Source organism: Modestobacter lapidis (assembly GCF_054780755.1).
Map to the genome: position 1 here is coordinate 468,422 of NZ_BAAGVS010000002.1, position 26,624 is coordinate 495,045.

27 protein-coding genes are annotated in these 26,624 nt (G+C 74.5%); 20 read left to right on the forward strand and 7 right to left on the reverse strand.

Features of this window, described 5'->3' with window-relative positions:
* Positions 1–49: 49 nt before the first annotated feature.
* Positions 50–481, reverse strand: a complete 432-nt coding sequence (locus ACYVG5_RS04875; protein WP_222049757.1) for a DUF2000 family protein — start codon at positions 479–481, stop codon at positions 50–52.
* Positions 482–529: 48 nt separating this feature from the next.
* Between ACYVG5_RS04875 and ACYVG5_RS04880 the strand changes: the two genes are divergently transcribed.
* On the forward strand, positions 530–1,318 hold the full coding sequence (locus tag ACYVG5_RS04880) for a helix-turn-helix transcriptional regulator (RefSeq protein ID WP_222049758.1): 789 nt from the start codon (positions 530–532) through the stop codon (positions 1,316–1,318).
* A gap of 3 nt (positions 1,319–1,321) precedes the next feature.
* Here ACYVG5_RS04880 and ACYVG5_RS04885 read toward each other — a convergent pair whose 3' ends face one another.
* Both ACYVG5_RS04885 and ACYVG5_RS04890 read right to left on the reverse strand, forming a co-directional pair.
* Entirely contained in the window at positions 1,322–1,786 is a 465-nt protein-coding gene (locus ACYVG5_RS04885) for a hypothetical protein (protein WP_222049759.1), read from the reverse strand.
* 10 nt (positions 1,787–1,796) lie between these two features.
* Entirely contained in the window at positions 1,797–2,600 is an 804-nt protein-coding gene (locus ACYVG5_RS04890; protein ID WP_460682993.1) for a hypothetical protein, read from the reverse strand.
* 146 nt (positions 2,601–2,746) lie between these two features.
* Between ACYVG5_RS04890 and ACYVG5_RS04895 the strand changes: the two genes are divergently transcribed.
* On the forward strand, positions 2,747–4,138 hold the full coding sequence (locus ACYVG5_RS04895) for a nitrate/nitrite transporter (RefSeq protein WP_222049760.1): 1,392 nt from the start codon (positions 2,747–2,749) through the stop codon (positions 4,136–4,138).
* A 69-nt stretch (positions 4,139–4,207) separates the two neighbouring features.
* On the opposite strand, the gene ACYVG5_RS04900 is transcribed toward ACYVG5_RS04895, so the two are convergent.
* Together ACYVG5_RS04900 and ACYVG5_RS04905 are read right to left on the reverse strand one after the other, a co-directional pair.
* Positions 4,208–5,347, reverse strand: a complete 1,140-nt coding sequence (locus tag ACYVG5_RS04900; RefSeq protein ID WP_222049761.1) for a uroporphyrinogen-III synthase — start codon at positions 5,345–5,347, stop codon at positions 4,208–4,210.
* 91 nt (positions 5,348–5,438) lie between these two features.
* The gene (locus ACYVG5_RS04905; protein WP_460682994.1) at positions 5,439–6,485 is read right to left on the reverse strand and encodes an MBL fold metallo-hydrolase; all 1,047 of its coding nucleotides are present in this window, start codon (positions 6,483–6,485) and stop codon (positions 5,439–5,441) included.
* Positions 6,486–6,525: 40 nt separating this feature from the next.
* Between ACYVG5_RS04905 and ACYVG5_RS04910 the strand changes: the two genes are divergently transcribed.
* The 5 genes from ACYVG5_RS04910 (at position 6,526) to ACYVG5_RS04930 (ending at position 9,605) form a co-directional block, all read left to right on the forward strand.
* On the forward strand, positions 6,526–7,017 hold the full coding sequence (locus ACYVG5_RS04910) for a PH domain-containing protein (protein ID WP_460682995.1): 492 nt from the start codon (positions 6,526–6,528) through the stop codon (positions 7,015–7,017).
* Between the two features lie 344 nt (positions 7,018–7,361).
* Entirely contained in the window at positions 7,362–7,955 is a 594-nt protein-coding gene (infC, locus tag ACYVG5_RS04915; protein ID WP_460682999.1) for a translation initiation factor IF-3, read from the forward strand.
* 106 nt (positions 7,956–8,061) lie between these two features.
* Positions 8,062–8,256, forward strand: coding sequence for a 50S ribosomal protein L35 (gene rpmI / locus ACYVG5_RS04920; RefSeq protein ID WP_222049764.1), 195 nt, complete (start codon positions 8,062–8,064; stop codon positions 8,254–8,256).
* A 34-nt stretch (positions 8,257–8,290) separates the two neighbouring features.
* The gene (gene rplT / locus ACYVG5_RS04925; protein ID WP_222049765.1) at positions 8,291–8,692 is read left to right on the forward strand and encodes a 50S ribosomal protein L20; all 402 of its coding nucleotides are present in this window, start codon (positions 8,291–8,293) and stop codon (positions 8,690–8,692) included.
* 115 nt (positions 8,693–8,807) lie between these two features.
* Entirely contained in the window at positions 8,808–9,605 is a 798-nt protein-coding gene (locus ACYVG5_RS04930; protein WP_222049766.1) for a TrmH family RNA methyltransferase, read from the forward strand.
* A gap of 130 nt (positions 9,606–9,735) precedes the next feature.
* On the opposite strand, the gene ACYVG5_RS04935 is transcribed toward ACYVG5_RS04930, so the two are convergent.
* Complete coding sequence (locus ACYVG5_RS04935) at positions 9,736–10,935, reverse strand: HNH endonuclease signature motif containing protein (RefSeq protein WP_460682996.1); 1,200 nt, start codon at positions 10,933–10,935, stop codon at positions 9,736–9,738.
* A 251-nt stretch (positions 10,936–11,186) separates the two neighbouring features.
* Positions 11,187–11,747 (reverse strand): dihydrofolate reductase family protein, encoded by a 561-nt coding sequence (locus ACYVG5_RS04940; RefSeq protein WP_222050707.1) that lies wholly within the window; start codon positions 11,745–11,747, stop codon positions 11,187–11,189.
* Positions 11,748–11,879: 132 nt separating this feature from the next.
* On the opposite strand from ACYVG5_RS04940, the gene pheS reads away from it, so the two are divergent.
* From pheS to tyrS, 13 genes are read left to right on the forward strand one after another with little or no spacing between them, the layout of a single operon-like run.
* Positions 11,880–12,947: a phenylalanine--tRNA ligase subunit alpha gene (gene pheS / locus ACYVG5_RS04945; RefSeq protein ID WP_222050690.1), complete on the forward strand. Its 1,068-nt coding sequence runs from the start codon at positions 11,880–11,882 to the stop codon at positions 12,945–12,947.
* 31 nt (positions 12,948–12,978) lie between these two features.
* Positions 12,979–15,459, forward strand: a complete 2,481-nt coding sequence (gene pheT, locus ACYVG5_RS04950; protein ID WP_222050691.1) for a phenylalanine--tRNA ligase subunit beta — start codon at positions 12,979–12,981, stop codon at positions 15,457–15,459.
* A gap of 54 nt (positions 15,460–15,513) precedes the next feature.
* Positions 15,514–16,314, forward strand: coding sequence for an SDR family NAD(P)-dependent oxidoreductase (locus ACYVG5_RS04955; RefSeq protein WP_222050692.1), 801 nt, complete (start codon positions 15,514–15,516; stop codon positions 16,312–16,314).
* Between the two features lie 49 nt (positions 16,315–16,363).
* Positions 16,364–16,933 (forward strand): SPW repeat domain-containing protein, encoded by a 570-nt coding sequence (locus ACYVG5_RS04960; protein WP_222050693.1) that lies wholly within the window; start codon positions 16,364–16,366, stop codon positions 16,931–16,933.
* Between the two features lie 45 nt (positions 16,934–16,978).
* Positions 16,979–18,016 carry an N-acetyl-gamma-glutamyl-phosphate reductase gene (argC, locus tag ACYVG5_RS04965; protein ID WP_222050694.1) on the forward strand — a complete coding sequence of 346 codons (1,038 nt, stop codon included), beginning with the start codon at positions 16,979–16,981 and terminating at the stop codon, positions 18,014–18,016.
* Entirely contained in the window at positions 18,013–19,164 is a 1,152-nt protein-coding gene (gene argJ / locus ACYVG5_RS04970) for a bifunctional glutamate N-acetyltransferase/amino-acid acetyltransferase ArgJ (protein WP_222050695.1), read from the forward strand. Before argC ends, argJ begins: the two co-directional genes overlap by 4 nt.
* Positions 19,161–20,168, forward strand: a complete 1,008-nt coding sequence (gene argB, locus ACYVG5_RS04975; protein WP_222050697.1) for an acetylglutamate kinase — start codon at positions 19,161–19,163, stop codon at positions 20,166–20,168. The genes argJ and argB overlap by 4 nt, the downstream gene beginning before the upstream one ends.
* Positions 20,165–21,361, forward strand: a complete 1,197-nt coding sequence (locus tag ACYVG5_RS04980) for an acetylornithine transaminase (protein WP_222050698.1) — start codon at positions 20,165–20,167, stop codon at positions 21,359–21,361. Before argB ends, ACYVG5_RS04980 begins: the two co-directional genes overlap by 4 nt.
* The gene (gene argF, locus ACYVG5_RS04985) at positions 21,355–22,317 is read left to right on the forward strand and encodes an ornithine carbamoyltransferase (protein WP_222050700.1); all 963 of its coding nucleotides are present in this window, start codon (positions 21,355–21,357) and stop codon (positions 22,315–22,317) included. Before ACYVG5_RS04980 ends, argF begins: the two co-directional genes overlap by 7 nt.
* Positions 22,318–22,375: 58 nt before the next feature.
* Positions 22,376–22,915 carry an arginine repressor gene (locus tag ACYVG5_RS04990; protein WP_222050702.1) on the forward strand — a complete coding sequence of 180 codons (540 nt, stop codon included), beginning with the start codon at positions 22,376–22,378 and terminating at the stop codon, positions 22,913–22,915.
* Positions 22,912–24,354, forward strand: a complete 1,443-nt coding sequence (gene argH, locus ACYVG5_RS04995) for an argininosuccinate lyase (protein ID WP_222050704.1) — start codon at positions 22,912–22,914, stop codon at positions 24,352–24,354. The genes ACYVG5_RS04990 and argH overlap by 4 nt, the downstream gene beginning before the upstream one ends.
* A 13-nt stretch (positions 24,355–24,367) precedes the next feature.
* Complete coding sequence (locus ACYVG5_RS05000; RefSeq protein ID WP_222050705.1) at positions 24,368–25,039, forward strand: DNA-3-methyladenine glycosylase; 672 nt, start codon at positions 24,368–24,370, stop codon at positions 25,037–25,039.
* Positions 25,036–26,328 carry a tyrosine--tRNA ligase gene (gene tyrS / locus ACYVG5_RS05005; protein WP_222050706.1) on the forward strand — a complete coding sequence of 431 codons (1,293 nt, stop codon included), beginning with the start codon at positions 25,036–25,038 and terminating at the stop codon, positions 26,326–26,328. Before ACYVG5_RS05000 ends, tyrS begins: the two co-directional genes overlap by 4 nt.
* The last annotated feature ends 296 nt before the right edge of the window (positions 26,329–26,624 follow it).

Below are 26,624 nucleotides of genomic sequence, written 5' to 3' on the forward strand. Positions count from 1 at the left end.
CGCAGGCTCGCGGCGGGACCCTGCAGGAGGGCCGAAGCGGGAGGGTCCTTCAGGGGTGCATGCGGGCGCCCTTCGTGACCTTGTCGACGGCGTTCTTCGGCCCGTGCACCGCCAGCCCGACCAGGTCCAGGTCAGCCCCGGACACCGTGCGCACCGCGGCCCGGTTCTGCACGTCCCCCGGGGTGCTGAACAGCTCCGCGGTGAAGACGGCGGGGGTCAGGGCCCGCTCCAGCGCGCGGGTGCGCGCGGCGCCGAGCAGCTCAGCCGACCCGGCGAGCACGAGCACCGGCTGGCGCAGCATCGGCAGGTACCCGGTGCCGTCGGCGTCCTCGTACGGCTCACCGACCAGCCCGGACCCGGTGGCGGTGATGCCGCTGACCAGGAACGCGGTCACGTTGAGCGCCTGCCAGGGGGCGAGGTCCTCGCGCAGCAGGACGGCGATCTTGGTGGCCCAGCGGGGCGGCTCGTCGGGGGTGTCCATGCGGTCAGCATCGCGTCCGGTGGACGGCGGGTCTTGTACGTTCCTGACGTGCCCGAGGTCATGGCGTGGCGGCCGGAGGTCCCGGGTCTGACCGAGGTCCTCCACGCGCACTTCACCGACCACGTCTACCCCGCGCACACGCACGAGGCCTGGACGTTGCTGCTCGTCGATGACGGCGCGGTCCGCTACGACCTGGATCGGCAGGCGCACGGCGCCTCCCCGGCGGCGGTGACCCTGCTGCCCCCGGGGGTGCCGCACGACGGGCGCTCGCAGTTCCCGGGCGGCTTCCGCAAGCGGGTGCTGTACCTGGAACCGGGGACGCTGGGGACCGACCGCATCGGCACGGCTGTCGACCGGCCCACGTTCGCCGACCCGGTGCTCCGGGCCCGGGTCTCCCAGCTGCACGGGGCGCTGCGGCCGCACACCGATGAGCTGGAGGCGGAGTGCCGGCTGGCGTTCGTGCTGGAGCGACTGCGTCAGCATCTGGACCGCGTCGTCGGGCCCGGGGCCGCCGTCCGGGACGACCGGCTGGCCGACCGGCTGCGGGAGCGGCTCGACGCCCGGGTCGCCGAGGGCCTGTCGCTCGACGCGGCGGCGGCGCACTTCGGGGTGCGCCCCACCCATCTGGTGCGGGCGTTCACCCGCCGGTACGGGCTGCCGCCGCACCGCTACCTCACCGGCCGGCGGGTCGACCGCGCGCGGCGGCTGCTGCTCGACGGCATGGCCCCGGCGGAGGTGGCGATCGCGGTCGGCTTCTACGACCAGGCGCACCTCACCCGGCACTTCCGCCGGATGCTGGCGACGACGCCCGCGGCCTACGCGCGCTCGGCGGCGTAGCGGTCAGGGCGCCGGGACGGCGACGGTCGCCGTCATCGGCCCGCCGCACTCCTCGGACCCGCCGGTCCGGACCCACTCCAGGTCGCTGTCCACCCTGGCGAGCACGGCGCCGTCCGCGCCGAGCACCGTGACCACGGCGGAGTCCGGGCGGCGCGAGCCGAACGGGACGCCCCTGCTCTCCGGGCCGGCAGAGGTCGCCGAGGGGGCCGGCTCGCCGGTGCCCTCCTCCCGCAGCGCGATGGGCGGGCAGGCCGGGGAGCAGGCGATCTCCACCTCACCCACCGGGGTGCCCGTCCAGTCCCCGGTCAGTTCGGCCCGCACCTCGGAGCCCCAGCCGATGGCCGGGCAGACCGTGCCGCCGCCCTGACCGCAGGCCGAAAAGAGCAGGACGAGCAGCCCGGCGGCGATCGGCGCCAGGTGCCGGGTGAGCGGGCGCTCCCGGCTCGGCGGACGTGGACAGGTCACCATGCGGGGCGCGTCAGGACGGCGGCAGCAGCCCGAGGTCGGCCAGCGCGGCGGTGACGTCGTCCTCCCGGACGAAGTCCAGCGCGAGCAGCCGATGCACCAGCACGCCGCGCCGGGTCAGCCGCAGGTCGGCCGGGCGCAGCTTCGGCAGCACCGCGCCACCCGGACGCGGCACGGCGGGCGGCGGGTCGAGCAGGCCGGCCCGCTGCAGGTCCGCCACGTCCTCCCGGGCACCCCAGGCGGTCCAGCCGCGCGGCTCGTCGTCCAGCGGGGTCAGCGGCAGCGGAGCACGCTCGCGCCGTCCGACGGCGGCCAGCAGGGCCAGCTGCCGCCAGCTGCACGCCTCGCCCAGCCGTAGGGCCCGGGCGGCCAGGGCCGCGTCGAGGTCAGGGGAGACCACCAGCTCGGCGAACAGGTAGCCCAGGTGCCGGATGCGCCGCTCCTCCGCTGACCGCCGGGCGGCGGCGACCACGCCCTCGAGCACCTCCCGGGCCACGATCCGCCCACCGGCCTGCTCGGTGAAGAAGCCGTCGGTGCGCACCCGGCGCTCGGTGCGGGACACCAGCACGCTGTGCTCGACGGCGAACGCCAGAGCGGCGCCGGCCCGCGCGCGCTCCCGGGCCGGCAACCGGCCGCCGGCCAGGTCGTCGGTGGCGGCCCGCAGCGTGGCTGCCAGCCGGTCGTCGATCTGGACGACCGCCTCGCCGGGGGCGAAGACGATGCCCGCCGCCGCCCGGGTCATCGACCCGGCGATCGTCGCGCCGGCCTCCACCAGGTCCCGGCCCGGGGCCACCCCGTCCTGCGTTGCGCTGTCCACGACGGTGATCATGACCGCTGCGGAGGAGGGCTGCACGCGCCACCCGGCGGTTCCTCACCACAGCGGGGCAGCGACGGTGAGCACAACGGAACACACGGTCATCCCGGCGCAACCGCCGGGGAACGCCGACCCGGGACCGTCGTCCCATGGCCTCAACTACCGGTGCCCGCACCACTGCGTTGCCGCCGAGCACCTCGACGCCGGTCCGGCGCGGGAGTCACTGGATCGACGACTGGCGCCCCGAGGACCCCCGGTTCTGGCAGCAGAGCGGCAAGCGGGTCGCCCGCCGGAACCTCTTCTTCTCCGTCTTCTCCGAGCACATCGGCTTCTCCGTCTGGAGCCTGTGGTCAGTGATGGTGCTGTTCCTGCCCGAGGCGGCCTTCGGCATCGACCCGGCGGGCAAGTTCCTGCTCACCACCCTGCCGACGGCGCTCGGTTCGCTCGTCCGGCTGCCCTACACCTTCGCCGTCGCGAGGTTCGGCGGCCGCAACTGGACGATCATCAGCGCGGCGCTGCTGCTGGTCCCGACCATCGCCACGGCGATCGTGCTGGAGCCCGGGGTCTCGTTCACCACGCTGCTGGCGGTCTCCTGCCTGGCCGGGGTCGGTGGCGGCAACTTCGCCAGCTCGATGACCAACATCAACGCCTTCTACCCCCAGCACCTCAAGGGCTGGGCGCTGGGGCTCAACGCCGGCGGCGGCAACCTGGGCGTGCCGGTCATCCAGCTCCTCGGGCTGCTGGTCCTGGCCACCGCCGGGGTCGAGCACCCGCGGATCGTGCTGCTGGTCTACGTCCCGTTCATCGTGGTCGCCGCCGTCGGTGCGGCGCTGCTGATGGACAACCTGACGGCGGTGACGAACCAGCAGCGGGCCATGCGCGACGCCGCCCGGGACCGGCACACCTGGACCATGTCCTTCCTCTACATCGGCACGTTCGGGTCGTTCATCGGGTTCGGTTTCGCGTTCGGCCAGGTGCTGCAGAACCAGTTCGCCGACTCCTTCGCCACTCCGCTGGCGGCTGCCTCGCTGACCTGGCTCGGGCCGCTCCTGGGTTCGTTGATCCGGCCGCTCGGCGGCTCGCTGGCCGACCGGTTCGGCGGCGCGCGGATCACCTGCTACAACTTCGTGGCGATGGCCGGAGGCGCCGCGGTGGTGCTGACCGCGAGCCGGGTGGGGTCGCTGCCGCTCTTCCTCGTCGGGTTCGTGCTGCTGTTCGTCTTCAGCGGGCTCGGCAACGGGTCCACCTACAAGATGATCCCGGCGATCTTCCGCACCAAGGCGCAGCTGGAGGTCGCGGCCGGCGGCGACACCGTCGTCGCCGACCGCCGGGCGCTGCAGCTGTCCGGCGCGCTGATCGGCATCGCCGGCGCGGTCGGCGCCTTCGGCGGGGTGCTGGTGAACCTGGCCTTCCGCCAGTCGTTCCTCAGCACCGGCAGCGGCGACGGCGCCTACCTCGCCTTCCTCGCCTTCTACGCGGCGTGCTTCGTCGTCACCTGGGTGGTCTACCTGCGCCCCGGAACCCCCATGAAGGGCGTCTGAAGAAGGACCCCGCTGCCCCCCACCACTCGCAAGCTCGCGGCGGGACCCTGCAGCGGGGCCGTTCGGGCGCTACACCGCCAGGCGGTAGCCGCGCTTGACCACGGTCTCGACCACCGGCGCGCCCAGTGCGGCCCGCAGCCGGGTCACCGCCATCTCCACGGCGTGCGCGTCACCACCGCCGGACAGCTCGCCGAGCAGGTCCGGGCGGGACACCACCACGCCGGGGCGGCGGGCCAGTGCCCGCAGCACCGCCATCGGGCCGGGCGCCAGCTCGACGAGCTGCCCGTCGAGCACCGCGGCGTGCCCTCGCACCTGCAGCGTGTGGTCGCCGCAGGTGAGCACCGGGGCCCGCTCGGGCACCCGGGCGACCACCTCCCGGGCCAGGGCGCCCAGCCGGGCCCGCTCGGGCTGCACGGTCGCGATGCCGGCGGCCTCCAGCGGCGCGGCCGTCACCGGCCCGACGCACACCGGCAGCACCGCGTCGGCGAACGCGCCGAGCACCGCCGCCTGCACGCCCTCCTCGGCGGCCACCTGCAGCAGGCTGGCCGCTGCCGGGGCGCTGGTGAAGGTGACCGCGTCCACGCCGCGCGCGGCGATCGCGGCGACCAGCCGGCGCAGCGGCGCGGTGTCCTCCGGCAGCACCCAGCGGTAGACCGGGACCTGGATGACCTCCGCGCCGGCATCGCGGAGGCCGGCCACGAGCTCCGGCAGCGGGTCGCCGTGCAGCTGGACGGCGATCCGCCGGCCCGGCAGCGGGCCCTCGGCGCCGGACAGCAGGTGGGCCAGCACCTCCGCCGAGCTCTCCGAGGCCGGCGACCACGCATCGACCAGGCCGGCGCCCCGGATGGCGCCGCGCGCCTTGGGCCCGCGGGCCAGCACCCGGGCCGGGCGCAGGTGCTCACGGACGGGCAGGTCCCAGGCCTCGGCGGCTTCGAGCCAGCCACGGAAACCCACCCCGGTGGTGGCCACCACCAGGTCGACCGGTGCGGCGAGCACCTCGCGGGTCGCCGAGACCAGGTCGGTGTCGTCGGACAGCGGCACGATGCGGATGGCCGGGGCGTACAGCACCCGTGCGCCGCGGCGGTCCAGCAGCGCACCCAGCTCCTCGCTGCGGCGGGCCGCGGTGACCGCGACGGTGTAGCCGGCCAGCGGCGGCGGCTCCGCGGCCGGTGCGTCGTCCGTGGCGCGGTCGGGCGGGTTGTCGGTCACCCCGCCATGGTGCGGGTTCGGTGTTCCAGCCGTGTGACGTGGTGGTCCGCCGGTCGGTGACCGGCGGCACCCCGCCGGAACGGCTGCCGGCTCAGCGGACGGCGGCGGTCCAGGTGGGGACCGGGCCGGCGCTGCCCAGCACGGCGCCGCGGCTGGCCAGCAGCCGCAGGTGGGCGTCGGTCTCGGTGACGGCGAAGATCCGCATCCGCCGCTCGTAGGACGACCAGGGGCGGGACCAGGTCAGGTGCGCCGCCAGCTCCCACGGAGTGCTGTGCGGGTGCGCGCGGACGGCGGTCAGCAACTCGGCCAGCCGCTGCTCGTGGTGGGCGGTGAGCTGGTCGACCCGGTCGGCCAGGCCGGTGAAGCGCCACTCGTGCGCCGGCAGCACCTCGGTCGACCCCGTCTCGCGGACGCCGGCCAGGGAGTCGAGGAACGAGCGCAGCGGGTCGGCCAGCCCGTCGACGGTCGTGGAGATGTTCGGCGTGATCCGGGGGAGCACGTGGTCGCCGGAGAAGAACAGGCCGGTGCGCTCCTCCGCGAAACACAGGTGGCCGGGCGTGTGACCGGGGGTGTGCACCGCACGCAGCTGCCAGCCGGGCAGGTCGGCCAGGTCGCCGTGGTCCAGCAGCCGGTCGGGCACGGCAGCCCGCAGGTAGCGGGCCATTCCTTCGGCCGGGCCGACATCGGCGACCGCCTCGGCCCGGTCGGCACCCAGGCCGACGAGGAACTCGACCTCGGCGGCAACCGACGTCTCGACGTCCCGGCGGTTCGAGCCGGCCACCAGTTCGGCGTCGGCCGGGTGCATGGCGATCCACGCGCCGGAGCGCTGGCGAACCCGGTTGGCCAGGCCGAGGTGGTCGAAGTGCATGTGGGTGACGAGCACGCCGCGGACGTCGTCGATGGAGGCGCCGATCCCGGCCAACCCGCCGGTCAGCGCCGCCCAGCTCTCGTCGCTCTCCCAGCCGGTGTCGATGAGCCCGATCCCGCCCGGGACGGCGAGGGCGTACACCGACACGTAGCGCAGCGGGCTGTTCGGGATGGGCACCGGGATCGACCAGAGGTCCGGGCGCAGCTGCTCGACCGGGGGAAGGGTCCGGTGCTGCCAGGCCTGGTGCTGTTCGGTGCCGGTGACGTCCACGTGGGGGCACTCTGCCAGCGGCACGGTGCACCATGGAGGGGTGCCCGTCGAACCAGCCCCCCGTCCGGTGTCGGCCGTACCCCATCGGCTGCGGCTGATCTGCGTGCTCGCGGCCGCCGCCATCGTGGCCGTCATGACCGTGGTCGCCGTCCTGCTCACGTCCTCGACCACCGGTGTGGTGGCCTTCCAGACCGCCGACCAGGTGGCCATGGTCCTGCTCGGCCTGGCACTGGGCGGTGGGGTGCTGCTGATGGCCCGCCCGCGGGTCGATGCCGATGCCACGCGCATCCGGGTACGGAACGTGCTGGCCACCCACGAGCTGCCCTGGTCGGTGGTGCGCGCGGTGCGGTTCGACCGGCACTCGCCGTGGGCGTCGCTGCTGCTCAGCAACGGCGACGAGCTCTCCGTGCTGGCCGTGCAGGCGGCCGACAAGGGGCGGGCGGTCGACGCCGTCGAGGGGCTGCGGGCCCTGCTCGCGGTCAACACCCCGGCCGACGACCCGGCGTCGAGGACACCGCTGCTCTACGAGTGAGGCACCCCGGGACCCGGGAATGACGGCGACCCCCGCGGCGCTGTAGCATTGGCGTGCCTCCCCCGCTACATCGAGGCGCGCGAACCAACGGTGACCCCGCCCCGGGTCGCCGACCAAGAGGAGCCCGCTCCCACCTGGTGCCGTCGAGGCAGCCAGGTCCCCGGATCGCAGAGACGGCTCCGGCCGCCCTCTGTGGCTGCACGTGTCGCTCCCGACATGTGCGGCCTGCCGGCGAGTGGGCCCCGTGAGCAATCGCTCACGGGGCCTTTGCTCGTCCTCGACCCGGGCCGGGCCGCTGACTCCTCACCGCAGGCAGCAGAGGAGAGGCCATCACCGAGCCCCGCATCAACGACCGCATCCGAGTCCCCGAGGTCCGCCTGGTCGGACCCGAGGGTGAGCAGGTCGGCATCGTGCCGATCGGCGAAGCGCTGCGCCTGGCCCAGGATTCCGAGCTCGACCTCGTCGAGGTCGCGCCCATGGCCCGGCCGCCCGTCGTCAAGCTCATGGACTACGGGAAGTTCAAGTACGAAGCCGCCCAGAAGGCCCGCGAGGCCCGGCGGAACCAGGCGCTCACCGTCATCAAGGAGATGCGGCTGCGCCTGAAGATCGACCCGCACGACTACGAGACCAAGAAGGGCCACGTCGAGCGCTTCCTCAAGGGCGGCGACAAGGTCAAGATCACCGTGATGTTCCGCGGTCGCGAGCAGTCCCGCCCCGAGATGGGCTACCGGCTGCTGCAGCGCCTCGCGGGCGACGTGGCCGACCTGGGGACGGTGGAGTCCAACCCCAAGCAGGACGGCCGCAACATGGTCATGGTGATCGCACCGCACCGGAACCAGGCGGCGACGGACGCCGTCCGGCGCACCGCGAAGGCCGAGAAGCACGCGTCGTCCGAGCAGGCGCAGGCACCGGCCGAGGGGCAGGCGCCCCCGGCCTGAGCCGGCGCGGCACCTGCACCACCGCACCACCGAGACGGCCATCGCAACGGCCACGCCGCGGGGCGCTGCCCCGCGGCCGGCGACAGAGACGAACGAGGACGAGGACATGCCGAAGAACAAGACCCACAAGGGCACGGCCAAGCGCATCCGTGTCACGGGCACCGGGAAGCTGGTGCGTGAGCACACGAACAACCAGCACAAGTTCGAGCACAAGTCCTCGAGCCGGAAGCGCCGCGTTTCAGGCACCGAGGTGCTGTCCCCGGCGGACACCAGCCGGATGAAGAAGCTCCTCGGTCTCTGACCGCCACCCTTAACGAGCAGACAGGAGCTTCCACGTGGCACGCGTGAAGCGGGCGGTCAACGCCCAGAAGAAGCGTCGTACGACCCTCGAGGCCGCCAGCGGGTACCGCGGGCAGCGCTCGCGGCTGTACCGCAAGGCCAAGGAGCAGATCCTCCACTCCGCGACCTACAACTACCGCGACCGCAAGGTCCGCAAGGGTGACTTCCGCAAGCTGTGGATCACCCGGATCAACGCCGCGGCGCGGCAGAACGACATGACCTACAACCGGTTCATGCAGGGTCTGCGGCTGGCCGGGATCGAGCTGGACCGTCGGGTCCTGGCCGAGCTCGCCGTCAGCGAGCCGGCCGCCTTCGCCGCGCTGGTGGAGTCCGCCCGGGCCGCGCTCGCCGCGAACCCCGAGGCGACCGGCGCCCAGGCCCCCACCCAGGCCGCCTGAGCACCACCCCAGCTTGAAAGAGGACCCCGTTCCCTCTCGCCATTCGCACGCCGGTCGGCCCCGTCCAGAGGCTCGCGCCGAGCCTGCGAGGCGTGAGGGGGACGGGGTCCTTCCGTTGCTGACCGAGCGCTCGGCCCGCGTCGTGGCCGCCCGCAAGCTCACCCGGCGCGGCGGCCGGGACGATGCCGGTGCCTTCCTCGCCGAGGGCCGCCAGGCGGTCGCCGAGGCGCTCGCCGAGGCGGGCCGTGACCCGGTCGCCGTGCGCGAGGTCTTCGCCACCGAGGCCGCGGCCGCCGCGCACGGCGAGCTGCTCGCCGGCACCCGCGTGCCGGTGCGGCTGGTGACCGAGCGCGCCGCCGCGTCGCTGTCGGAGACCGTCACCCCGCAGGGTCTGGTCGCGGTCTGTGCCCTGCGCGACGTGCCGGCCCGATCACTGGCCGCCGACCCGCCGCGGCTGGCCGTGGCGCTGGCCGAGCTCAACGACCCCGGCAACGCCGGCACCGTGCTGCGCACCGCCGACGCGTGCGGCGCCGGTGCCGTGGTGTTCGGCAGCGGGTCCGCCGACCCGTTCCACGGCAAGGTGGTGCGCTCCAGCGCCGGCAGCCTGTTCCACGTCGACGTCGTGCGCAGCGCCCCGCTCGAGGAGCTGATCCCCGTGCTGCGGGCCGCCGGGGTGACCGTGCTGGCCGCCGACGGCGGGGGAGAGGTCGCGCTCGACGCCGCCGCGGAGGAGGGGCTGCTCGCCGGGCCGGTGCTGTGGCTGTTCGGCAACGAGGCGCGCGGGCTGGACCCCGCCCTGGCCGCGCTGGCCGACGCCCGGGTGCGCATCCCGATGCGCGGCCGGGCGGAGAGCCTGAACCTGGCGGTCGCCGCGTCGATCTGCCTCTACGCCACCCAGCTCGCCCAGGGCTGAGCGCTGGCCCACCTCCGCCGCCGACCACAGACCCGACCTCACTGCCTGCGCCGAGCCGACGACCCCGTCCGACCGGCTCTTCTGATGGAGCCACCATCAGCGACCGGGACCCCGCGGCGACGCGGGTCGGTTACAGCCGTGGGCCGATGATGATCTCGGTGTTGTCGGGGCGGTAGGTGCGCCATCGGCCGTCGGGTGGTCGTTCGACGCGGAAGCCGTGGTGGACTTTGGTGTGGTGGCGTTCACAGAGGAGCGCTGAGTTCGTCAGGTTGGTTTCGCCACCGTGGATCCAGTGGATGAGGTGGTGCACGTCGCACCACCAGGTCGGTGCGTTGCAGCCGGCGAACACGCAGGCCTTGTCGCGCCGCTCGACGGCCTTCCGTAGGGCGGGGGTGACCACGCGGTGGTCCCGGCCCAGGTCCAGTGGGACCCCGTCGGGGCCCATCACGATCCGGGAGATGCTGCCGTCGCAGGCCAGCCACCGGGCCCGCTCGGCGGAGATGCACGCTCCGAAGCCGGTGGATGCAGCGCCGGCACCGGTGGCCGGGTCGGCGAAGTCATCGACGTCGAGGTTGAGGACCACGTGCGGCTTCACCGTCCGCAGGAACGGCAGCTGGCCCGAGGCCAGTTGGTTGTCGCACAACTGGACGAGCGCGTCGGCGTTCTGCTGGGCGCGGGTGCGGGTGTCCCCTTGGGGCCGGGCGGCCTGCACGATCGATTCCAGCGCGGCCTGCAGCTTCTCCCCACCGACGGCATCGAGGTCGAACCGGCCGGTGATGCTGCCGTCGGCGTGCTTGGCGATGGCCAGCCGGCGGCCCTCGGTGGGGTCGGGCTCGGGGCCGTCGGGATCCAGCGCGGCGCAGTAGCGCTGCACGCAGCCCCGCAGCGTGTCGTAGGGCTGGGTCGCCGCGGCCAGCGCCAGCGCCGCGTCCACCTCGGCCACGTCCACACCCTGATCGGCCGCCGCCGCCAGCCGCTCGGACGTGGCGACCGGGGCGATCACCGCCACCGCCTCGGCGGTCACCTCACCCGCGGCGAAGGCCGCCGCCACGGCCGGGAGGTGTTCCAGCGCCCGGCCGGAGTGCACCAGCCGGGACGCCGCCTGCGCGGACAGCCGCAGGTGACCTCGCCCCCAGGACGCCATCGTCTTCAGCCCGTCGTGCTCGGGCGCCTGGGTCAGCTCGCACTCCCGCACCGTGCGGGCCAGCTCGGCATCGATCCGGTTCCTCGCCTGCTGCAACATCGACGCCCGGTCCAGCAGCTGCGGGCCGAACATCGGCTTCAGGTCATCGGCCGCCAGCGCGTCCAGGGCCGAGGTCAACTCGCCCATGACACCTCCCGCAGCGCTTCGAACTGGTGTTCGAAGTCTACCGTCGGCGAACTGTCGTCGCAAGGTGAAAGTCCTGGTCAAAAGGTGGATATGGCCACTGAGGACGCTTCGGTAGGACGCGCCGGCGGGCTGTCGGACCGACAGCCATGTCGGTCGAGGAGGAGCACGTCGAGAGAGCGGGAGCGTGCGGTCCGTCGCGGCGGCAGCTGCGCTCAGCGCCGCTGAACCGCAGTGGACAACGACAGACGCGCTCAGCGGCGGGTGCGGTACCGCAACAGGACGACGCCGCTGCCGAAGCGGCGTTCCTCGGTCAGCTCGAGATCCAGCCGCAGCCCGGCCGGCAGCCACGGGGTGCCGCCGCCCACCACCACCGGGACGACGAACACCGAGCACTCGTCCACCAGCCCGGCGCGCAGCGCTGCGGCCGCCAGGGTCGGCCCGCCCAGGCCGACGTCGCGATCGGCCCGGTCCACCAGCTGCCGCACCGCCGCGGGGTCGAAGCTCCGCTCGAGCCGGGTTCGGGCGGTGGTCACCGCCGCCAGCGTCGTGGAGTACACGACCTTGTCCGCTCCGCGCCAGATCCGCGCGTAGTCGCGCACGTACGGCGGCGCGCCGGCGAGCCAGTCGTCGGCGGCCCAGACGGCCATCGTGTCGTAGGTCCGGCGCCCGTAGAGGTACGTGCCGACGCCCTCCTCCTGCTCGTTGACGAAGCGGTGCACCTGCTCGTCCGGCTCCGCCCAGGCGAAACCACCGTCCGCGTCGGCCACGAAGCCGTCCAGCGAGGCGATCGAGTTGTAGGTCAGCGCGGCCATGGCGGTTCCCCGGTTCCCCGGCACGCGGCCGGTGTCGTCGTCGGAGGGAGGACTGTCCTCGCCGGCCCCCCTCATCGGTCGATGGGGAACCCGGGGGCGGACGGGTAGGTGCGCCGGGCAGAATGGCGTCCCGTGTCTGGCGCCAACGACCCCTACGACCCCAAGCAGGTCGCTGCGCTGTCTCCGGAGGCCCTCGACGCCGCCGTGGGCGCGGCGATCGAGGCCTTCGCCGCCGCTGCCGACCTGGAGGCGCTGGCCGCCGTCCGGCCGGCGCACCTCGGCGACCGCGCGCCGGTGCTGCTGGCCCGCCGCGAGCTCGGCGCGCTCCCGCCGGCCGCCCGCTCCGATGCCGGCAAGCGCGTGAACGCGGCGCGCACGGCCGTCACCGAGGCGCACGCCGCCCGGTTGGCCGAGCTGGAGGCCGAGCGGGACGCCCGCGTGCTGGCCGAGGAGCGGGTCGACGTCACCCTGCCCTGGGACCGCACCCCCCGGGGCGCCCGGCACCCGCTGACCACGCTCACCGACCGGATCTCCGACATCTTCGTCGCGATGGGCTACGGGATCGCCGAGGGCCCCGAGCTCGAGGCGGAGTGGCTCAACTTCGACGCCCTCAACATCGGGGCCGACCATCCGGCCCGCACGATGATGGACACCTTCTTCGTGGCCCCCGAGGATTCCGGCCTGGTGCTGCGAACCCACACCAGCCCGGTGCAGGCGCGCACCATGCTGTCCCGCACCCCGCCGATCTACGTGGTCGCGCCGGGTCGGGTGTACCGGACCGACGAGCTCGACGCGACGCACACCCCGGTCTTCCACCAGCTCGAGGGGCTGGCGGTGGACCGCGGCCTGAGCATGGCCCACCTGCGCGGCACGCTGGACCACCTGGCCCGGCAGCTGTTCGGGGCGGACGCGATCACCCGCTGGCGGCCGTCCTACTTCCCGTTCACGGAGCCGTCGGCGGAGTTCGACGTCTGGTTCCCCGAGCACCGGGACGGCCCGCGCTGGGTCGAGTGGGGTGGCTGCGGCATGGTCAACCCGCGGGTGCTGGTGGCCTGCGGCATCGACCCGGCCGAGTACACCGGCTTCGCCTTCGGGATGGGCATCGAGCGGGCCCTGCAGTTCCGCCACGGCGTCGGCGACATGCGCGACATCGTCGAGGGCGACGTCCGGTTCACGCGAGCATTCGGGGTAGAGCAGTGACCGACCGTCATTGGATTGAGGTAGCAGAGTAATGCGGGTGCCCATCGGCTGGCTGGCCGAGCACGTCGACCTGCCGGCGGAGACCGGCGTCGAGGAGCTCGACGACGCCTTCGTGCGGCTGGGCCTGGAGGTCGAGGAGGTGCACCGCCCGCCGGAGACCACCGGCCCGCTGGTGGTCGGCCGGGTGCTGGAGATCGAGGAGCTGACCGGCTTCAAGAAGCCGATCCGCTACTGCCGGGTCGAGGTCGGCGAGGCGGAACCAAGGGGCGTCGTCTGCGGCGCCCGCAACTTCGCCGTCGATGATCTCGTGGTCGTCGCCCTCCCCGGGGCCGTGCTGCCCGGGAACTTCGCGATCGCCGCCCGGACGACGTACGACCACGTCTCCGACGGGATGATCTGCTCGGTCCGCGAGCTCGGCATCGGCGAGGACCACGCCGGCATCCTGGTGCTCGGCCGCGGTGGGGACGGTCCGGCACCGGGCACCCCGGCGGCCGGCGTCGTCGGGCTGGACGACGCCGTCGTCGAGCTGGCCGTCACCCCCGACCGGGGCTACTGCCTGGCGATGCGCGGCATCGCCCGGGAGATGGGCACCGGGCTGGGCGTCGGCTGGCGCGATCCCGGTGCGGCCACCCCGCCGGCCTGGTCGGGTGCGCCCGCCTGGCCGGTGGAGATCGCCGACCCGGCTCGCTGCGACCGCTTCTCCATGGTGGCCCTGGAGGGCCTGGACCCGACCGCGCCGAGCCCGTGGTGGATGCGGCGCCGGCTGGCGCAGTCCGGTATCCGCAGCATCTCGCTGGCCGTCGACGTCACCAACTACGTGATGCTCGAGCTCGGCCAGCCGATGCACGCCTTCGACCGGGACGCCGTCACGGGCCCGATCGTGGTGCGCCGCGCGACGGTGGGGGAGCGGCTGACCACGCTGGACGGCGCGAACCGCGCGCTCGATGAGGACGACCTGCTGATCACCGACGACACCGGGCCGATCGGCCTGGCCGGCGTGATGGGCGGCGCCTCGACCGAGATCGGCAGCACCGGGGGCGGGGCCACCACCGCCGTGCTGCTGGAGGCGGCCCACTGGGAGCCCACCGGCATCGCCCGCAGCGTCCGCCGGCACAAGCTGCCCAGCGAGGCTGCCAAGCGCTTCGAGCGCGGCACCGACCCGGAGATGACCGTGGTCGCGCTGGCCCGCGCCGCCGCGCTGCTCGGCGAGTACGGCGGGGCGACCGTCGTCGGCGGGCCGGTCGACCTCGACGTCCGCGCGCCCCGCCCGGCCATCCGGCTCGACGTCGCGATGCCCGGCCGGATCGCCGGTGTCGCCTACCCGCCGGCCCAGGTGACCGAGGCGCTGGCCGCGGTCGGGGCGGTGGTCGAGGCCGACGGCGATCTGCTCTCGGTCACCCCGCCGTCGTGGCGGCCGGACCTCACCGACCCCGCCGACCTGGTCGAGGAGGTCGTCCGGCTGGCCGGCTACGACGACGTGCCCTCGGTCCTGCCCAGCGTGCCCCCGGGGCGCGGGCTCACCGAGCGGCAGCGCCGTCGCCGCAGCATCGGCCGCGCGCTGGCCGAGGCAGGCTACGTGGAGGCGCCGTCCTACCCGTTCGTCGGGACGGCGGCGCTGGACGCGCTCGGCCTGGCCGAGGACGACGCCCGGCGGCAGGTCGTGGTGGTCCGGAACCCGCTGTCGGAGGAGGAGCCGGCGCTGCGGACGACGCTGCTGCCCGGCCTGCTCGCCTCGCTGGCCCGCAACCTCGCCCGCGGGCAGCGTGATCTGGCCGTGTTCGAGCACGGCTCGGTCTTCCCCGGCGACGAGCGCACCCCCGCGCCGCTGCCCGGCGTCGACCGGCGCCCGGACGACGCGACCCTGGCCGCGCTGCTGGGCGCGGTTCCGGCCCAGCCGTGGCACGTCGCGGTGGCGCTGGCCGGCAACCGCGAGCCGCGCGGCTGGTGGGGGCCGGGGCGCCCGGCCGACTGGGCCGACGCGGTGCAGGCCGCCCGCACGGTCGCCGCGACGGCCGGCGTCGAGCTGACCGTCCGCGCCGGCGAGCTGCCGCCCTGGCACCCCGGGCGCTGCGCCGAACTGCTCGTCGGCGACCGGGTGGTCGGCCACGCCGGTGAGCTGCACCCGCGGGTGTGCGCTGCGCTCGAGCTGCCCGCCCGCACCTGCGCGATGGAGCTCGACGTCGACGCGCTGCCGGCCGCCCCCGTGCCGGTCGGGCCGCACATCTCCACGTTCCCGCCGGTGCACATGGACGCTGCCCTGGTGGTGCCCGTCGAGCAGCCCGAGGCCGCCGTGCGGGCCGCGCTGGCCGAGGGGGCGGGGGAGCTGCTGGAGGACCTGCGGCTCTTCGACGTCTACACCGGCACCCCGGTGCCCGAGGGCCGGCGGTCGCTGGCCTACGCATTCACCTTCCGCGCCGCGAACCGGACGCTGAACCGGGAGGAGGCCGGGGAGGCCTTCTCCCGGGCGGTCGAGTCGGCGGCCCGAGCGACAGGAGCCCACCTCCGTGCGTAAGGACCCCGTCCCCCTCACCACTCGCAAGCTCGCGGCGAGCCTCTGGACGGGGCCATGCTGACCGGCACGGTGGCCCTGGTCACCGGCGCCTCCACCGGCATCGGCCGGCATCTGGCCGAGGGGCTGGCCGCCCGCGGCGCCGCGGTGGCCGGGCTGGCCCGCGGCGCCGACCGGCTGACCACGGCGATGCGCGAGGTGGCCGCGGCCACCGGCGCCCGGACGCTGGCGGTGGCCGCCGACGTCACCGACCGGGCGGCCGTCGAGGCCGCCGTCCAGCGGGTCACCGACGAGCTCGGTCCGGTCGACCTGCTGGTCAACAACGCCGGGCTGATCGACGCCGCCGAGGTGCCGCTCTGGGAGGCCGATCCCGACCAGTGGTGGCAGGTGGTGGAGAGCCAGGTGCGCGGGCCGTTCCTGCTCGCGCGCGCCGTCGTCCCGACGATGGTGGCCCGCGGCGGTGGCCGGGTGATCGGCCTGGGCAGCGGCCTGGGCACCCGCGGCAGCGCCGAGTACAGCGCCTACTCCGCTGGCAAGAGCGCGCAGATGCGCATCACCGAGGGCATCGCCCTGGCCGGCGCCGCGCACGGGGTGCGGGCCTTCGACCTGGCGCCCGGGGTGGTGGACACGACGATGACCCGGGCCATGCCCATGCACGCCGGGCGCACCGAGTGGACCCGGCCCGAGGACGTCGTGGCGCTGGTCGTCGCGATCGCCGCGGGTCAGCTGGACGCCTGGTCGGGACGGTTCTTCCGGGCCGGCGCCGACGACCTGGACCTGCTCCGGGCGACGGCCCCCACCGGCGACGGCCGGCAGTTGCGGCTGCGACCGTTCGGGGACGCCGATCCGATCGGCTGACCCGGTGCGGGCGCCCGGCCGACGTCGCCCGCCCCATTAGGCTCCCGGCATGCTGCGCGAGGGTCCCATCCCGCAGGCCGTGCAGGGCTTGCTCGAGTACCTGGTCGGGTTCCTGTTCGTCGCCGCGCCGTTCCTCCTCGGGTTCACCGACAGCGGGATGGCCACCGCGGCGTCGATCGTGGTCGGCGTGGTCTTCCTGGTGCTGGCCTCGACCGGTGCGGGGCCGACGGGGCTGGTGCACCAGCTCGGCCCGCCGGCGCACGCGCTGCTGGACGCGGTACTGGCGGTGCTGCTGATCGCCGCACCGTTCGTGCTGGGCTTCTCCGCCGAGGCGACGCCGCGCAACCTGTTCCTCGTCGCCGGCGTCGGCTGGCTGCTGGTCACGATCGGCAGCCGGTACGACCGGCAGCCGGCTGCGGTGGACCGGCCGGCCGACGAACCCGCCGGCACGTCCGGCGACCCGCGGCAGCTCTCCGCGGACGACACCCGGGCGATCGACGCACCGCCGCCGTCGGGCAGCCACCGCACCGCCGGCAGCGACCCGGGAGCCCGGCGGGAGAGCGGGCCGGGCACCGTCGGCCCCGGGTACGGTCCGCTGGACGGCGGCCGGGCCGGCTGATCCGATTGAAAGATCATCCGGTCTAGTGCATGATGATGCACTGTGATGGACACGCAGACGTGGACGGTCGGGGTCACCGGCGCCACCGGGTACGCGGGCGGTGAGGTGTGCCGGCTGCTGGCCGGGCACCCGCGGCTCCAGCTCGCCGGGGTGCACGCAGCATCGAGCGCCGGGCGACGCCTCGGAGAGTCGCAGCCGCACCTGCTGCCCTACGCGGACATGGTCGTCCAGCCCAGCGACCCCGGGTCGCTGGCCGGCTACGACGTCGTCGTCCTGGCGTTGCCGCACGGGCAGTCCGCGGCCATCGCCGCGCAACTGCCCGCCGACACCCTGGTCATCGACTGCGGCGCCGACCATCGGCTCAACGACCCGGCCGCCTGGGCGCGCTGGTACGGCGGCGAGCACTCCGGCAGCTGGCCCTACGGGCTGCCGGAGCTGCCGGGCCTGCGGGAGCGGCTGCGCACCGCGCGGCGGATCGCCGTTCCCGGCTGCTACCCGACCTCGGTCACCCTGGCCATGGCCCCGGCCCTCGCCGCCGGGCTGGTCGAGCCGGACATCGTGGTGGTCGCCGCCAGCGGCACCTCCGGCGCCGGCAAGTCGGCGAAGACCCACCTGCTGGGCAGCGAGGTCATGGGCGCGGCCAGCGCCTACGGCGTCGGCGGGGTGCACCGGCACACCCCGGAGATGGTGCAGAACCTGTCCCTGGCCGCGGATGCCCCGGTGACGGTGAGCTTCACGCCCACCCTGGTGCCGATGAGCCGGGGCATCCTGGCCACCTGTTCGGCGCGGCTGGCGCCCGGCGTGGACGCCGAGTCCGCCCGCGCCGCCTACGCCGAGGCCTACGCCGACGAGCCGTTCGTGCACCTCCTGCCCGAAGGGCAGTGGCCGACCACCGCCGCGGTGCTCGGCGCCAACACCGTCGCCCTGCAGCTGGCCGTCGACCCCGACGCCGGTCGGCTGGTCGTCGTCGCCGCGGTCGACAACCTCACCAAGGGCACCGGCGGCGCCGCGCTGCAGTGCGCCAACCTCGCCCTCGGCCTCCCGGAGACCACCGGCCTGCCGGTCGTGGGGGTCGCGCCGTGAGCGTCACCGCGCCCCAGGGGTTCCGGGCCGCCGGCGTCGCCGCCGGACTGAAGTCCACCGGTGCGCCGGACGTCGCGCTGGTGCTCAACGACGGCCCGCACGACGCGGCAGCCGCGGTGTTCACCACCAACCGCTTCCCGGCGGCGCCGGTGCTCTGGAGCCGCCAGGTGCTGCAGGCCGGCCGGGTGCGGGCCGTCGTGCTGAACTCCGGCGGCGCCAACGCCTGCACCGGTCCCGAGGGCTTCTCGGACACCCACGCCACCGCCGAGCACGTCGCGGCGGAGCTGGGTCTGGGCGCGATCGACGTCGCCGTCGCCTCCACCGGGCTGATCGGTACCCGGCTGCCGATGGACCGGCTGCTCCCCGGCGTCACCGTGGCGGCGCAGGAGCTGTCCGCCGAGGGCGGCCCGGACGCCGCGCGGGCGATCATGACCACCGACTCGGTGCCCAAGACGACCGTGCAGGCCCGCGGGGGGTGGCGGATCGGCGGGATGGCCAAGGGCGCGGGGATGCTCGCCCCCTCGCTCGCCACCATGCTCGTCGTCCTCACCACCGACGCCGTGGTCCCCGCCGAGCTGCTCGGGCCGGCCCTGAGGACGGCGACGTCGCGGTCCTTCGAGCGGGTCGACTCCGACGGCTGCCTGTCGACCAACGACACGGTGCTGCTGCTGGCCAGCGGCGCCAGCGGGGTGACCCCGACCGCCGAGGAGTTCGCCGAGGCGCTGGACGCGGCCACGCTCGACCTGGCGATGCAACTGCTGGCCGACGCCGAGGGCTCGACCAAGGACATCGCGATCACCGTCCGCAACGCCGCCAGCGTCTCCGACGCGCTGACCGCCGGCCGGGCCTGCGCCCGCAACAACCTGCTCAAGACGGCGCTGTTCGGCAACGACCCCAACTGGGGCCGGGTGCTGGCCGCCATCGGCACCACCGACGCCGCCTTCGAGGCCGGGCAGGTGGACGTGACCATCAACGGGGTCACCGTCTGCCGCGGTGGCGCGATCGGCGACCCCCGGGAGGGCGTCGACCTGACCGGCCGGGCGATCACCATCGAGGTGGACCTGCGGGCCGGGTCAGAGGAGGCCACCATCTGGACCAACGACCTGTCCATCGCCTACGTCCACGAGAACTCGGCGTACTCCACATGAGCAACGACGGCACCGAAGCCCAGGACCCGACGCCGCCCGACGTCGCACCCGACGAGGTCCCGCCCCGGCGGAAGATCGGCACCACCCGGGTCATGCGCACCGACGACCCCGAGGGTGATCGGGCCAAGGTCGCGGTGCTGACCGGCGCGCTGCCGTGGCTGAAGGAGTTCCACGGCAACGTCGTCGTCGTGAAGTACGGCGGGCACGCCATGGTCGACGAGGAGTGCCGGGTCGCCTTCGCCGAGGACATGGTGTTCCTGCGCACCTGCGGCATCCACCCGGTCGTGGTCCACGGCGGCGGGCCCCAGATCAGCAGCATGCTGGATCGGCTGGGCATCGACAGCGAGTTCCGCGGCGGGCTGCGGGTCACCACCCCGGAGTCGATCGACGTCGTCCGGATGGTGCTCACCGGCCAGGTCGGGCCGGAGGTGGTCGGGCTGATCAACCAGCACGGGCCGCTGGCGGTCGGGCTGTCGGGGGAGGACGGCGGGCTGTTCACCGCCGCGCGCACTGCCGCCCTCGTCGACGGCGAGCCGGTCGACGTCGGCCTGGTCGGCGACGTGGCGACGGTCGACCCGACCCCGGTGACCGCGCTGATCGAGGCCGGCCACATCCCGGTGGTGGCCACGGTCGCCCCGGACGCCGAGGGCCAGGTGCACAACGTCAACGCCGACACCGCCGCCGCCGCGCTCGCCGTGGCGCTGGGCGCGGTGAAGCTCGTCGTCCTCACCGACGTCGAGGGGCTCTACGCCGACTGGCCCGACCGCGACTCGCTGGTTCAGAAGATCGACGCCACCGAGCTGGCGGAGATCCTCCCGGCCCTGGACGCCGGGATGATCCCGAAGATGGCCGCCTGCCTGCGGGCGGTCGAGGGCGGAGTGGCCCGCGCAACCGTCGTCGACGGCCGCCTGCCGCACGCCCTGCTGCTGGAGATGTTCACCACCGAGGGAACCGGGACGATGGTCGTCCCGGCTCGGTCGACCGAGAAGGAGGGGTCCGCATGACGAGTTCCACGCACACCGAGGAGCTGGCGGCCCGCTGGTCGGCCGTCATGCTGGGCAACTACAAGACCCCGCCGGTCGCGCTGGCGCGCGGCGCCGGTGCCACGGTCTGGGACGTCGATGGCCGCGAGTACACCGACCTGCTGGGTGGCATCGCGACCACGATCCTGGGCCACGCCCACCCCAAGGTGGTCGAGGCGATCACTGCCCAGGCGCAGACCCTGGGCCACGTGTCCAACCTCGCGATGCACGAGCCGGGCGTCCGGCTGGCCGAGCGGCTGCTGGAGCTGGCCGGCCGGCCCGGGCGGGTCTTCTTCTGCAACTCCGGTGCCGAGGCCAACGAGGCCGCGTTCAAGCTGAGCCGGCTGACCGGCCGGCCCGAAGTGGTCACCGCGGTCGGGTCCTTCCACGGCCGCACGATGGGCGCGCTGGCGCTCACCGGGCAGCCCGGCAAGGCCGACGCGTTCGCGCCGCTGCCCGGCGGTGTGCGCCACGTGCCCTACGGCGACCCCGACGCGCTGCGCGCGACGGTCGGCGGGCAGACCGCGATGGTGCTGCTCGAGCCGATGCTGGGCGAGGGGGGCGTGCTGCCCGCCCCGGCCGGCTACCTGGCCGCCGCGGAGGCGGCGGCGCACGGGGCCGGGGCGCTGTTCGCCGTCGACGAGGTGCAGACCGGCACCGGCCGCACCGGGCACTGGTTCGCTTCCCAGGCCGACGGCCTGCAGCCCGACGTCATCACGCTGGCCAAGGCGCTCGGCGGCGGCCTGCCGCTGGGCGCCACCCTGGCCTTCGGCGACGCCGCCGAGCTGATGACCGCCGGCGCGCACGGATCCACCTTCGGCGGCAACCCGGTCGTCGCCGCTGCGGCGCTGGCCGTGCTGGACACCATCCGCGACGAGGGGCTGCTGGAGCGGGCCAAGGAGATCGAGCACCGGTTCACCGCCGGTATCGAGGGGCTCGGGCACGCCGGCGTGTCCGGGGTCCGGGGGCGCGGCGCGCTGCTCGGCGTCGTCCTCACGGCCCCGGTGGCCGCCGCCGTCGAGGCGCAGCTGCGCTCGGCCGGTTTCCTGACCAACGCCGTCGCCCCCGGCGTCATCCGGTTGGCGCCGTCCCTGGTGGTCACCGACGCGCAGATCGACGCGTTCGTCGCGGCCCTCCCGGCGGCGCTGGACGCCGTGCGGGACGAGCCATGCTGAGCACCTCGGGTGCGCGCCACTTCACCAGGGACGACGACCTCGACCCGGCCGAGCAGGCGGAGGTCCTCGCCCTCGCCGCACAGCTCAAGGCGAGCCGGCACACCGCCGGTGCCCCCACGCCGCTGCGGCTGCCGAACGGGACCGGGCGGACGGTCGCAGTGCTGTTCGACAAGCCCTCGACCCGCACCCGGGTCTCCTTCTCCGTCGGTATCACCGAACTCGGTGGGCAGCCGCTGGTGGTCGATTCCGGCACCAGCCAGCTGGGCCGCGGTGAGCCGGTCGAGGACACCACCCGGGTGCTGGACCGGCAGGTCGCGGCGATCGTGTGGCGGACCTTCGGCCAGGACCGGCTGGCGGCCATGGCCGCCGCCAGCCGGGTGCCGGTGGTCAACGCGCTGACCGACGAGTACCACCCGTGCCAGATCCTGGCCGACCTGCAGACCGTCGCCGAACGGCGCGGCCGGCTGGCCGGGCTGACGTTCAGCTACCTCGGCGACGGTGCCAACAACATGGCGCACTCCTACCTGCTGGGCGGCGCGCTGGCGGGCATGCACGTGCGGATCGGGTCACCGGAGGCGTTCCAGCCCGACCCGGCGGTGCTCAAGCGGGCCGGGGAGATCGCCGCGGACACGGGCGGCTCGGTGCAGTGGACCGTCGACCCGGCCGCCACCGTCGACGGGGCCGACGTGCTGGTCACCGACACCTGGGTCTCGATGGGCCAGGAGGCCGAGTACGACGCCCGGGTGGCGCGGTTCCTGCCCTACGCCCTCGACGAGGCGGCCCTGGCCCGGGCTGCGGACGACGCCGTCGTCCTGCACTGCCTGCCGGCCTACCGCGGCACGGAGATCGCCGCGGAGGTCATCGACGGCCCGCGGAGCGCGGTCTGGGACGAGGCGGAGAACCGGCTGCACGCGCAGAAGGCGTTGTTGACCTGGCTCCTGGAGCGGTCGTCGTGATGGCGGCGTCCCGCGCTGCCGGTGCACGGGGCCGGTCCCGACTGCTGGAACGATCCGGGTGACTGCCGCGCTCACCCGGTCGGCGCGGCACGCGCGCATCACCGAGCTGATCACCGCCGTGCCGGTGACGTCGCAGACCCAGCTGGCCCGGCTGCTGGCCGAGTCCGGCGTGGAGGTCACCCAGGCGACGCTGTCCCGGGACCTGGAGGAGCTGGGGGCGGTCAAGCTCCGCGGCTCCGACGGCGCCCCGGCCAGCTACGTGCTGCCCCCGGAGAACTCCCCGCTGCGGCCGGCGCAGGGGTCCCCGACCCGGCTGACCCGGATGCTCGGTGACCTGCTCACCGCGGCCGAGGGCAGCGCCAACCTGGCGGTGCTGCGCACCCCGCCGGGTGCCGCGCAGTTCCTGGCCTCCGCGCTGGACAAGGTGGGGCTCCCCGACGTCCTGGGCACGATCGCGGGGGACGACACTCTGCTCGTCGTCTCCCGCGACCCGACCGGCGGGCCCGCGCTCGCCGGCCACCTGCTCGCCCTGGCCTCCGGCGCCGCGGCGGGCACACCGACGGAGAACGACCTGAGCTCGAAGGGGAGTGGAGCGTGACCGCGACCGCGGGCGAGGGGTCCACCCGGCTGTGGGGAGGCCGTTTCGGCGGTGGGCCGTCGGCGGCGATGGCCGCGCTGTCCAAGTCGACCGACGTCGACTGGCGGCTGGCGCCCTACGACCTGGCCGGCTCCCGGGCGCACGCCCGGGTGCTGCACCGGGCCGGGCTGCTGAGCGAGGACGAGCTCACGGCGATGGTCGGTGCGCTCACCGAGCTGTCCGCCGAGGTGGCCGCCGGGACGTTCACCCCGGTCGAGGCCGACGAGGACGTGCACGAGGCGCTCGAGCGCGGGCTGCTGGACAAGCTCGGCGCGCTCGGTGGCAAGCTCCGCGCCGGCCGCAGCCGCAACGACCAGGTCGCCACCGACCTGCGGCTGTACCTGCGGCACAACGTCCGCGCGCTGGTCGGCGAGCTCGCCCATCTGGAGAACGCACTGATCGGGTTGGCGATGCGCTACCGCGACGTGCCGGCCCCGGGCATGACGCACCTGCAACACGCCCAGCCGGTGCTCATCGCCCACCAGCTGCTGGCCCACGCCCACTCGATCGCCCGCGACGTCGACCGGCTGCAGGACTGGGACGCCCGCGCCGCGGTCAGCCCGCTGGGCGCCGGCGCACTGGCCGGGTCGTCGCTGAAGCTGGACCCCGATGCGGTCGCCGCGGAGCTCGGCTTCGACCGCGCGGCGGACAACAGCATCGACGCGGTCAGCGACCGCGACTTCGCCGCGGAGTTCTGCTTCGTCGCGGCGCTGCTCGGGGTGCACCTTTCCCGGCTGGGAGAGGAGGTCGTGCTCTGGACGTCGACCGAGTTCGGCTGGGCGCGGCTCGACGACGCCTGGGCGACCGGGTCGTCGATCATGCCGCAGAAGAAGAACCCGGACATCGCCGAGCTGGCCCGGGGGAAGGCCGGCCGCTTCGTCGGCAACCTCACCGGCCTGCTCACCATGCTTAAGGGCCTGCCGCTGGCCTACGACCGTGACCTGCAGGAGGACAAGGAGCCGGTCTTCGACTCCGTCGAGCAGCTCCTCCTGCTGCTGCCCGCGGTCAGCGGGATGATCGCCACCCTGACCCTCCGTTCCGAGGTCATCGAGGCCGCCGCGCCCGAGGGCTTCGCGCTGGCCACCGACGTGGCCGAGTGGCTGGTGTCATCGGGAGTGCCGTTCCGCTCCGCCCACGAGATCAGCGGCGCCATGGTCGCCTTCTGCGAGGACGCCGGGCTCGAGCTCGACGAGCTGGACGACGAGCAGCTGGCCGGCATCGACGAGCGGCTCACCCCGGAGGTGCGGTCCGTGCTGACCGTCGCCGGTGCGCTGGCCGCACGGAGCACCCGGGGCGGGACGGCCCCCCAGCGCGTCGCAGAGCAGCTGGGCTCGCTCGCCGAGCTGGCCCGGCAGCACGGCGACTGGGCGCTCGCCTCGCCGGTGGCCAAGGTCCTCTAGGACGATCGGGGTCATGGGAGCCGCCGCACCGTCCGACCGGCCAGGGCCGGGGCCCCTCCTCTCCGAGGCGGAACTGCTCGGGCCGGTCGACGTCGTGGCCCCGGCGCTGCTGGGTTGCTGGGTCGTCACCGACCGGCCGGCCGGCCGGGTCGCGTTGCGGCTCACCGAGGTGGAGGCCTACTCGGGTGAGGGGATGGATCCGGCGGCGCACTCGCACCGGGGCCCCACCCCGCGGTCGGAGATCATGTTCGGTCCACCCGGGCGGCTCTACGTCTACTTCAGCTACGGCGTGCACTGGTGCGCCAACGTCGTCGTCGGGCCGGCCGGTCGCGGGTCGGCGGTGCTCATGCGCGCCGGTGACGTGGTGCTGGGGGAGGAGGTCGCCCGTGGTCGGCGTTCCGCGGCCAGGACCGCCCGGGACCTCGCTCGCGGCCCCGCCCGGCTGACCCAGGCCCTGGCGATCGGCCCCGACGACCGGGGCGCGGAGCTGCTCTCCGACGCTTCCGCCGTCCGCCTGCACCGCGGGTCGGCGCCCGCGTCGGTGTCCACCGGCCCGCGGGTGGGGATCAGCCGGGCGGCGGACCTGCCGTGGCGGTTCTGGGAGACCGGCGCGCCGTCGGTGAGCGTGTTCCGGGCAGGTGGGAAACCGCGGCGGGGGAGCGGCAGGCAGGATGGGGCATCGTGACCTCTGCTCCGTCCGACGTGATCGACGAACTGCACCGCCGCGGGCTCATCGCCCAGAGCACCGACGAGGCCGCGCTACGCGCGCACCTGGCCGAGGGGCCGGTCACCTACTACTGCGGCTTCGACCCCACCGCGCAGAGCCTGCACGTCGGGCACCTCGTGCAGTTCATGCTGCTGCGCGCGCTGCAGCGGGCCGGCCACCAGCCGATCGTGCTGGTGGGCGGGGCGACCGGGCTGATCGGTGACCCGCGGCCGTCGTCGGAACGGCAGCTCAACGACAGGGGGACCGTCGCCGGTTGGGTGCAGCGGATCAGGGACCGGGTGGCGCCGTTCCTCGACCTGCCCGCGGAGCGGTACGGGCTCCGGGCACCGATCTACGTCGACAACCTGGACTGGACGGCGCCGCTGTCGGCCATCGACTTCCTGCGCGACCTCGGCAAGCACTTCCGGGTCAGCCGGATGCTGGCCAAGGAGGCGGTGTCGGCCCGGCTGAACTCCGACGCCGGGATCAGCTACACCGAGTTCAGCTACCAGATCCTGCAGGCCAACGACTACCGCGAACTCCATCAACGGCACGGCTGCACGCTGCAGAGCGGTGGCTCCGATCAATGGGGGAACATCACCGCCGGCATCGACCTGGTCCGCCGGACGGCGGGGGCGTCGGTGCACGCCCTCGGGACACCGTTGATCACCAAGGCCGACGGCACGAAGATCGGCAAGACCGAGGGCGCCACGGTATGGCTGGACGCGGAGCTCACCAGCCCGTACGCGTTCTTCCAGTACTGGCTGAACCTGGACGACGCAGACGCCCGGGCCTGGCTGCCGCTGTTCAGCGAGCGGCCGGCGCACGAGGTGGCGGCGCTGGTCGCCGAGTCGGTGGCACGACCGGCCGCCCGGGCGGTGCAGCGCGCCCTGGCCGAGGAGCTCACCCTGCTGGTGCACGGAGACGACGAGTTGACGCAGGCGGAGGCGGCGGGACGGGCGCTGTTCGGCCGGGCCGACCTCGCCGGCCTGGGCGCCGCGACGCTGGGTGCCGCCCTGGCCGAGGCCGGCACGCACGACGTGCCGGGGGAGCTGCCCTCGATCGCCCAGCTGCTGCAGCTGACCGGGTTGTGCTCGAGCCTGTCCGATGCCCGCCGCACGGTGAAGGAGGGCGGCGCCTACCTGAACAACGAGCGGGTGACCGACGCCGAGGCGGTGCCGGCCGGATCCGACTGGCTGCCCGGCGGCTGGCTGGTGCTGCGCCGGGGCCGGCGGACCGTCGCCGGCGTGCGGCGCCCCGAGGCCTGACCGCGTCCCCCGCCCGGGTGAACGGGGGACGTCCGGGGGGTTCCGGGCGGGTGGCGCGGGTCACCGCCTCCCCGGTTTGACACCCCGCGCGCGGCCACGTAACTTTCTCTTTGCGCCGGGAACGACCGCGAGGCCGGGCCCGGGCGCCGAGCAGGACAACACAAGCCGGAGACGACGACCTTCCAGGGTCTGGTTCTTCGCGCGTCCGCTCCTTGAGAACTCAACAGCGTGCCGAAAGTCAGTGCCAAGTAACAATTCCCGTTGGTCTGGTCATTCGTGATCGGGTCATTGGGTTC

What these genes read in the sequence shown, in the direction of transcription:
- ACYVG5_RS04875 (WP_222049757.1), bottom strand. Translation starts at nt 481, where the DNA reads ATGGACACCCCCGACGAGCCGCCCCGCTGGGCCACCAAGATCGCCGTC.
- ACYVG5_RS04885 (WP_222049759.1), bottom strand. Translation starts at nt 1,786, where the DNA reads ATGGTGACCTGTCCACGTCCGCCGAGCCGGGAGCGCCCGCTCACCCGG.
- ACYVG5_RS04895 (WP_222049760.1), top strand. Translation starts at nt 2,747, where the DNA reads ATGGCCTCAACTACCGGTGCCCGCACCACTGCGTTGCCGCCGAGCACC.
- rpmI (WP_222049764.1), top strand. Translation starts at nt 8,062, where the DNA reads ATGCCGAAGAACAAGACCCACAAGGGCACGGCCAAGCGCATCCGTGTC.
- ACYVG5_RS04935 (WP_460682996.1), bottom strand. Translation starts at nt 10,935, where the DNA reads ATGGGCGAGTTGACCTCGGCCCTGGACGCGCTGGCGGCCGATGACCTG.
- ACYVG5_RS04940 (WP_222050707.1), bottom strand. Translation starts at nt 11,747, where the DNA reads ATGGCCGCGCTGACCTACAACTCGATCGCCTCGCTGGACGGCTTCGTG.
- pheT (WP_222050691.1), top strand. Translation starts at nt 12,979, where the DNA reads ATGCGGGTGCCCATCGGCTGGCTGGCCGAGCACGTCGACCTGCCGGCG.
- ACYVG5_RS04955 (WP_222050692.1), top strand. Translation starts at nt 15,514, where the DNA reads ATGCTGACCGGCACGGTGGCCCTGGTCACCGGCGCCTCCACCGGCATC.
- ACYVG5_RS04960 (WP_222050693.1), top strand. Translation starts at nt 16,364, where the DNA reads ATGCTGCGCGAGGGTCCCATCCCGCAGGCCGTGCAGGGCTTGCTCGAG.
- argC (WP_222050694.1), top strand. Translation starts at nt 16,979, where the DNA reads ATGGACACGCAGACGTGGACGGTCGGGGTCACCGGCGCCACCGGGTAC.
- argB (WP_222050697.1), top strand. Translation starts at nt 19,161, where the DNA reads ATGAGCAACGACGGCACCGAAGCCCAGGACCCGACGCCGCCCGACGTC.
- ACYVG5_RS04980 (WP_222050698.1), top strand. Translation starts at nt 20,165, where the DNA reads ATGACGAGTTCCACGCACACCGAGGAGCTGGCGGCCCGCTGGTCGGCC.
- argF (WP_222050700.1), top strand. Translation starts at nt 21,355, where the DNA reads ATGCTGAGCACCTCGGGTGCGCGCCACTTCACCAGGGACGACGACCTC.
- ACYVG5_RS05000 (WP_222050705.1), top strand. Translation starts at nt 24,368, where the DNA reads ATGGGAGCCGCCGCACCGTCCGACCGGCCAGGGCCGGGGCCCCTCCTC.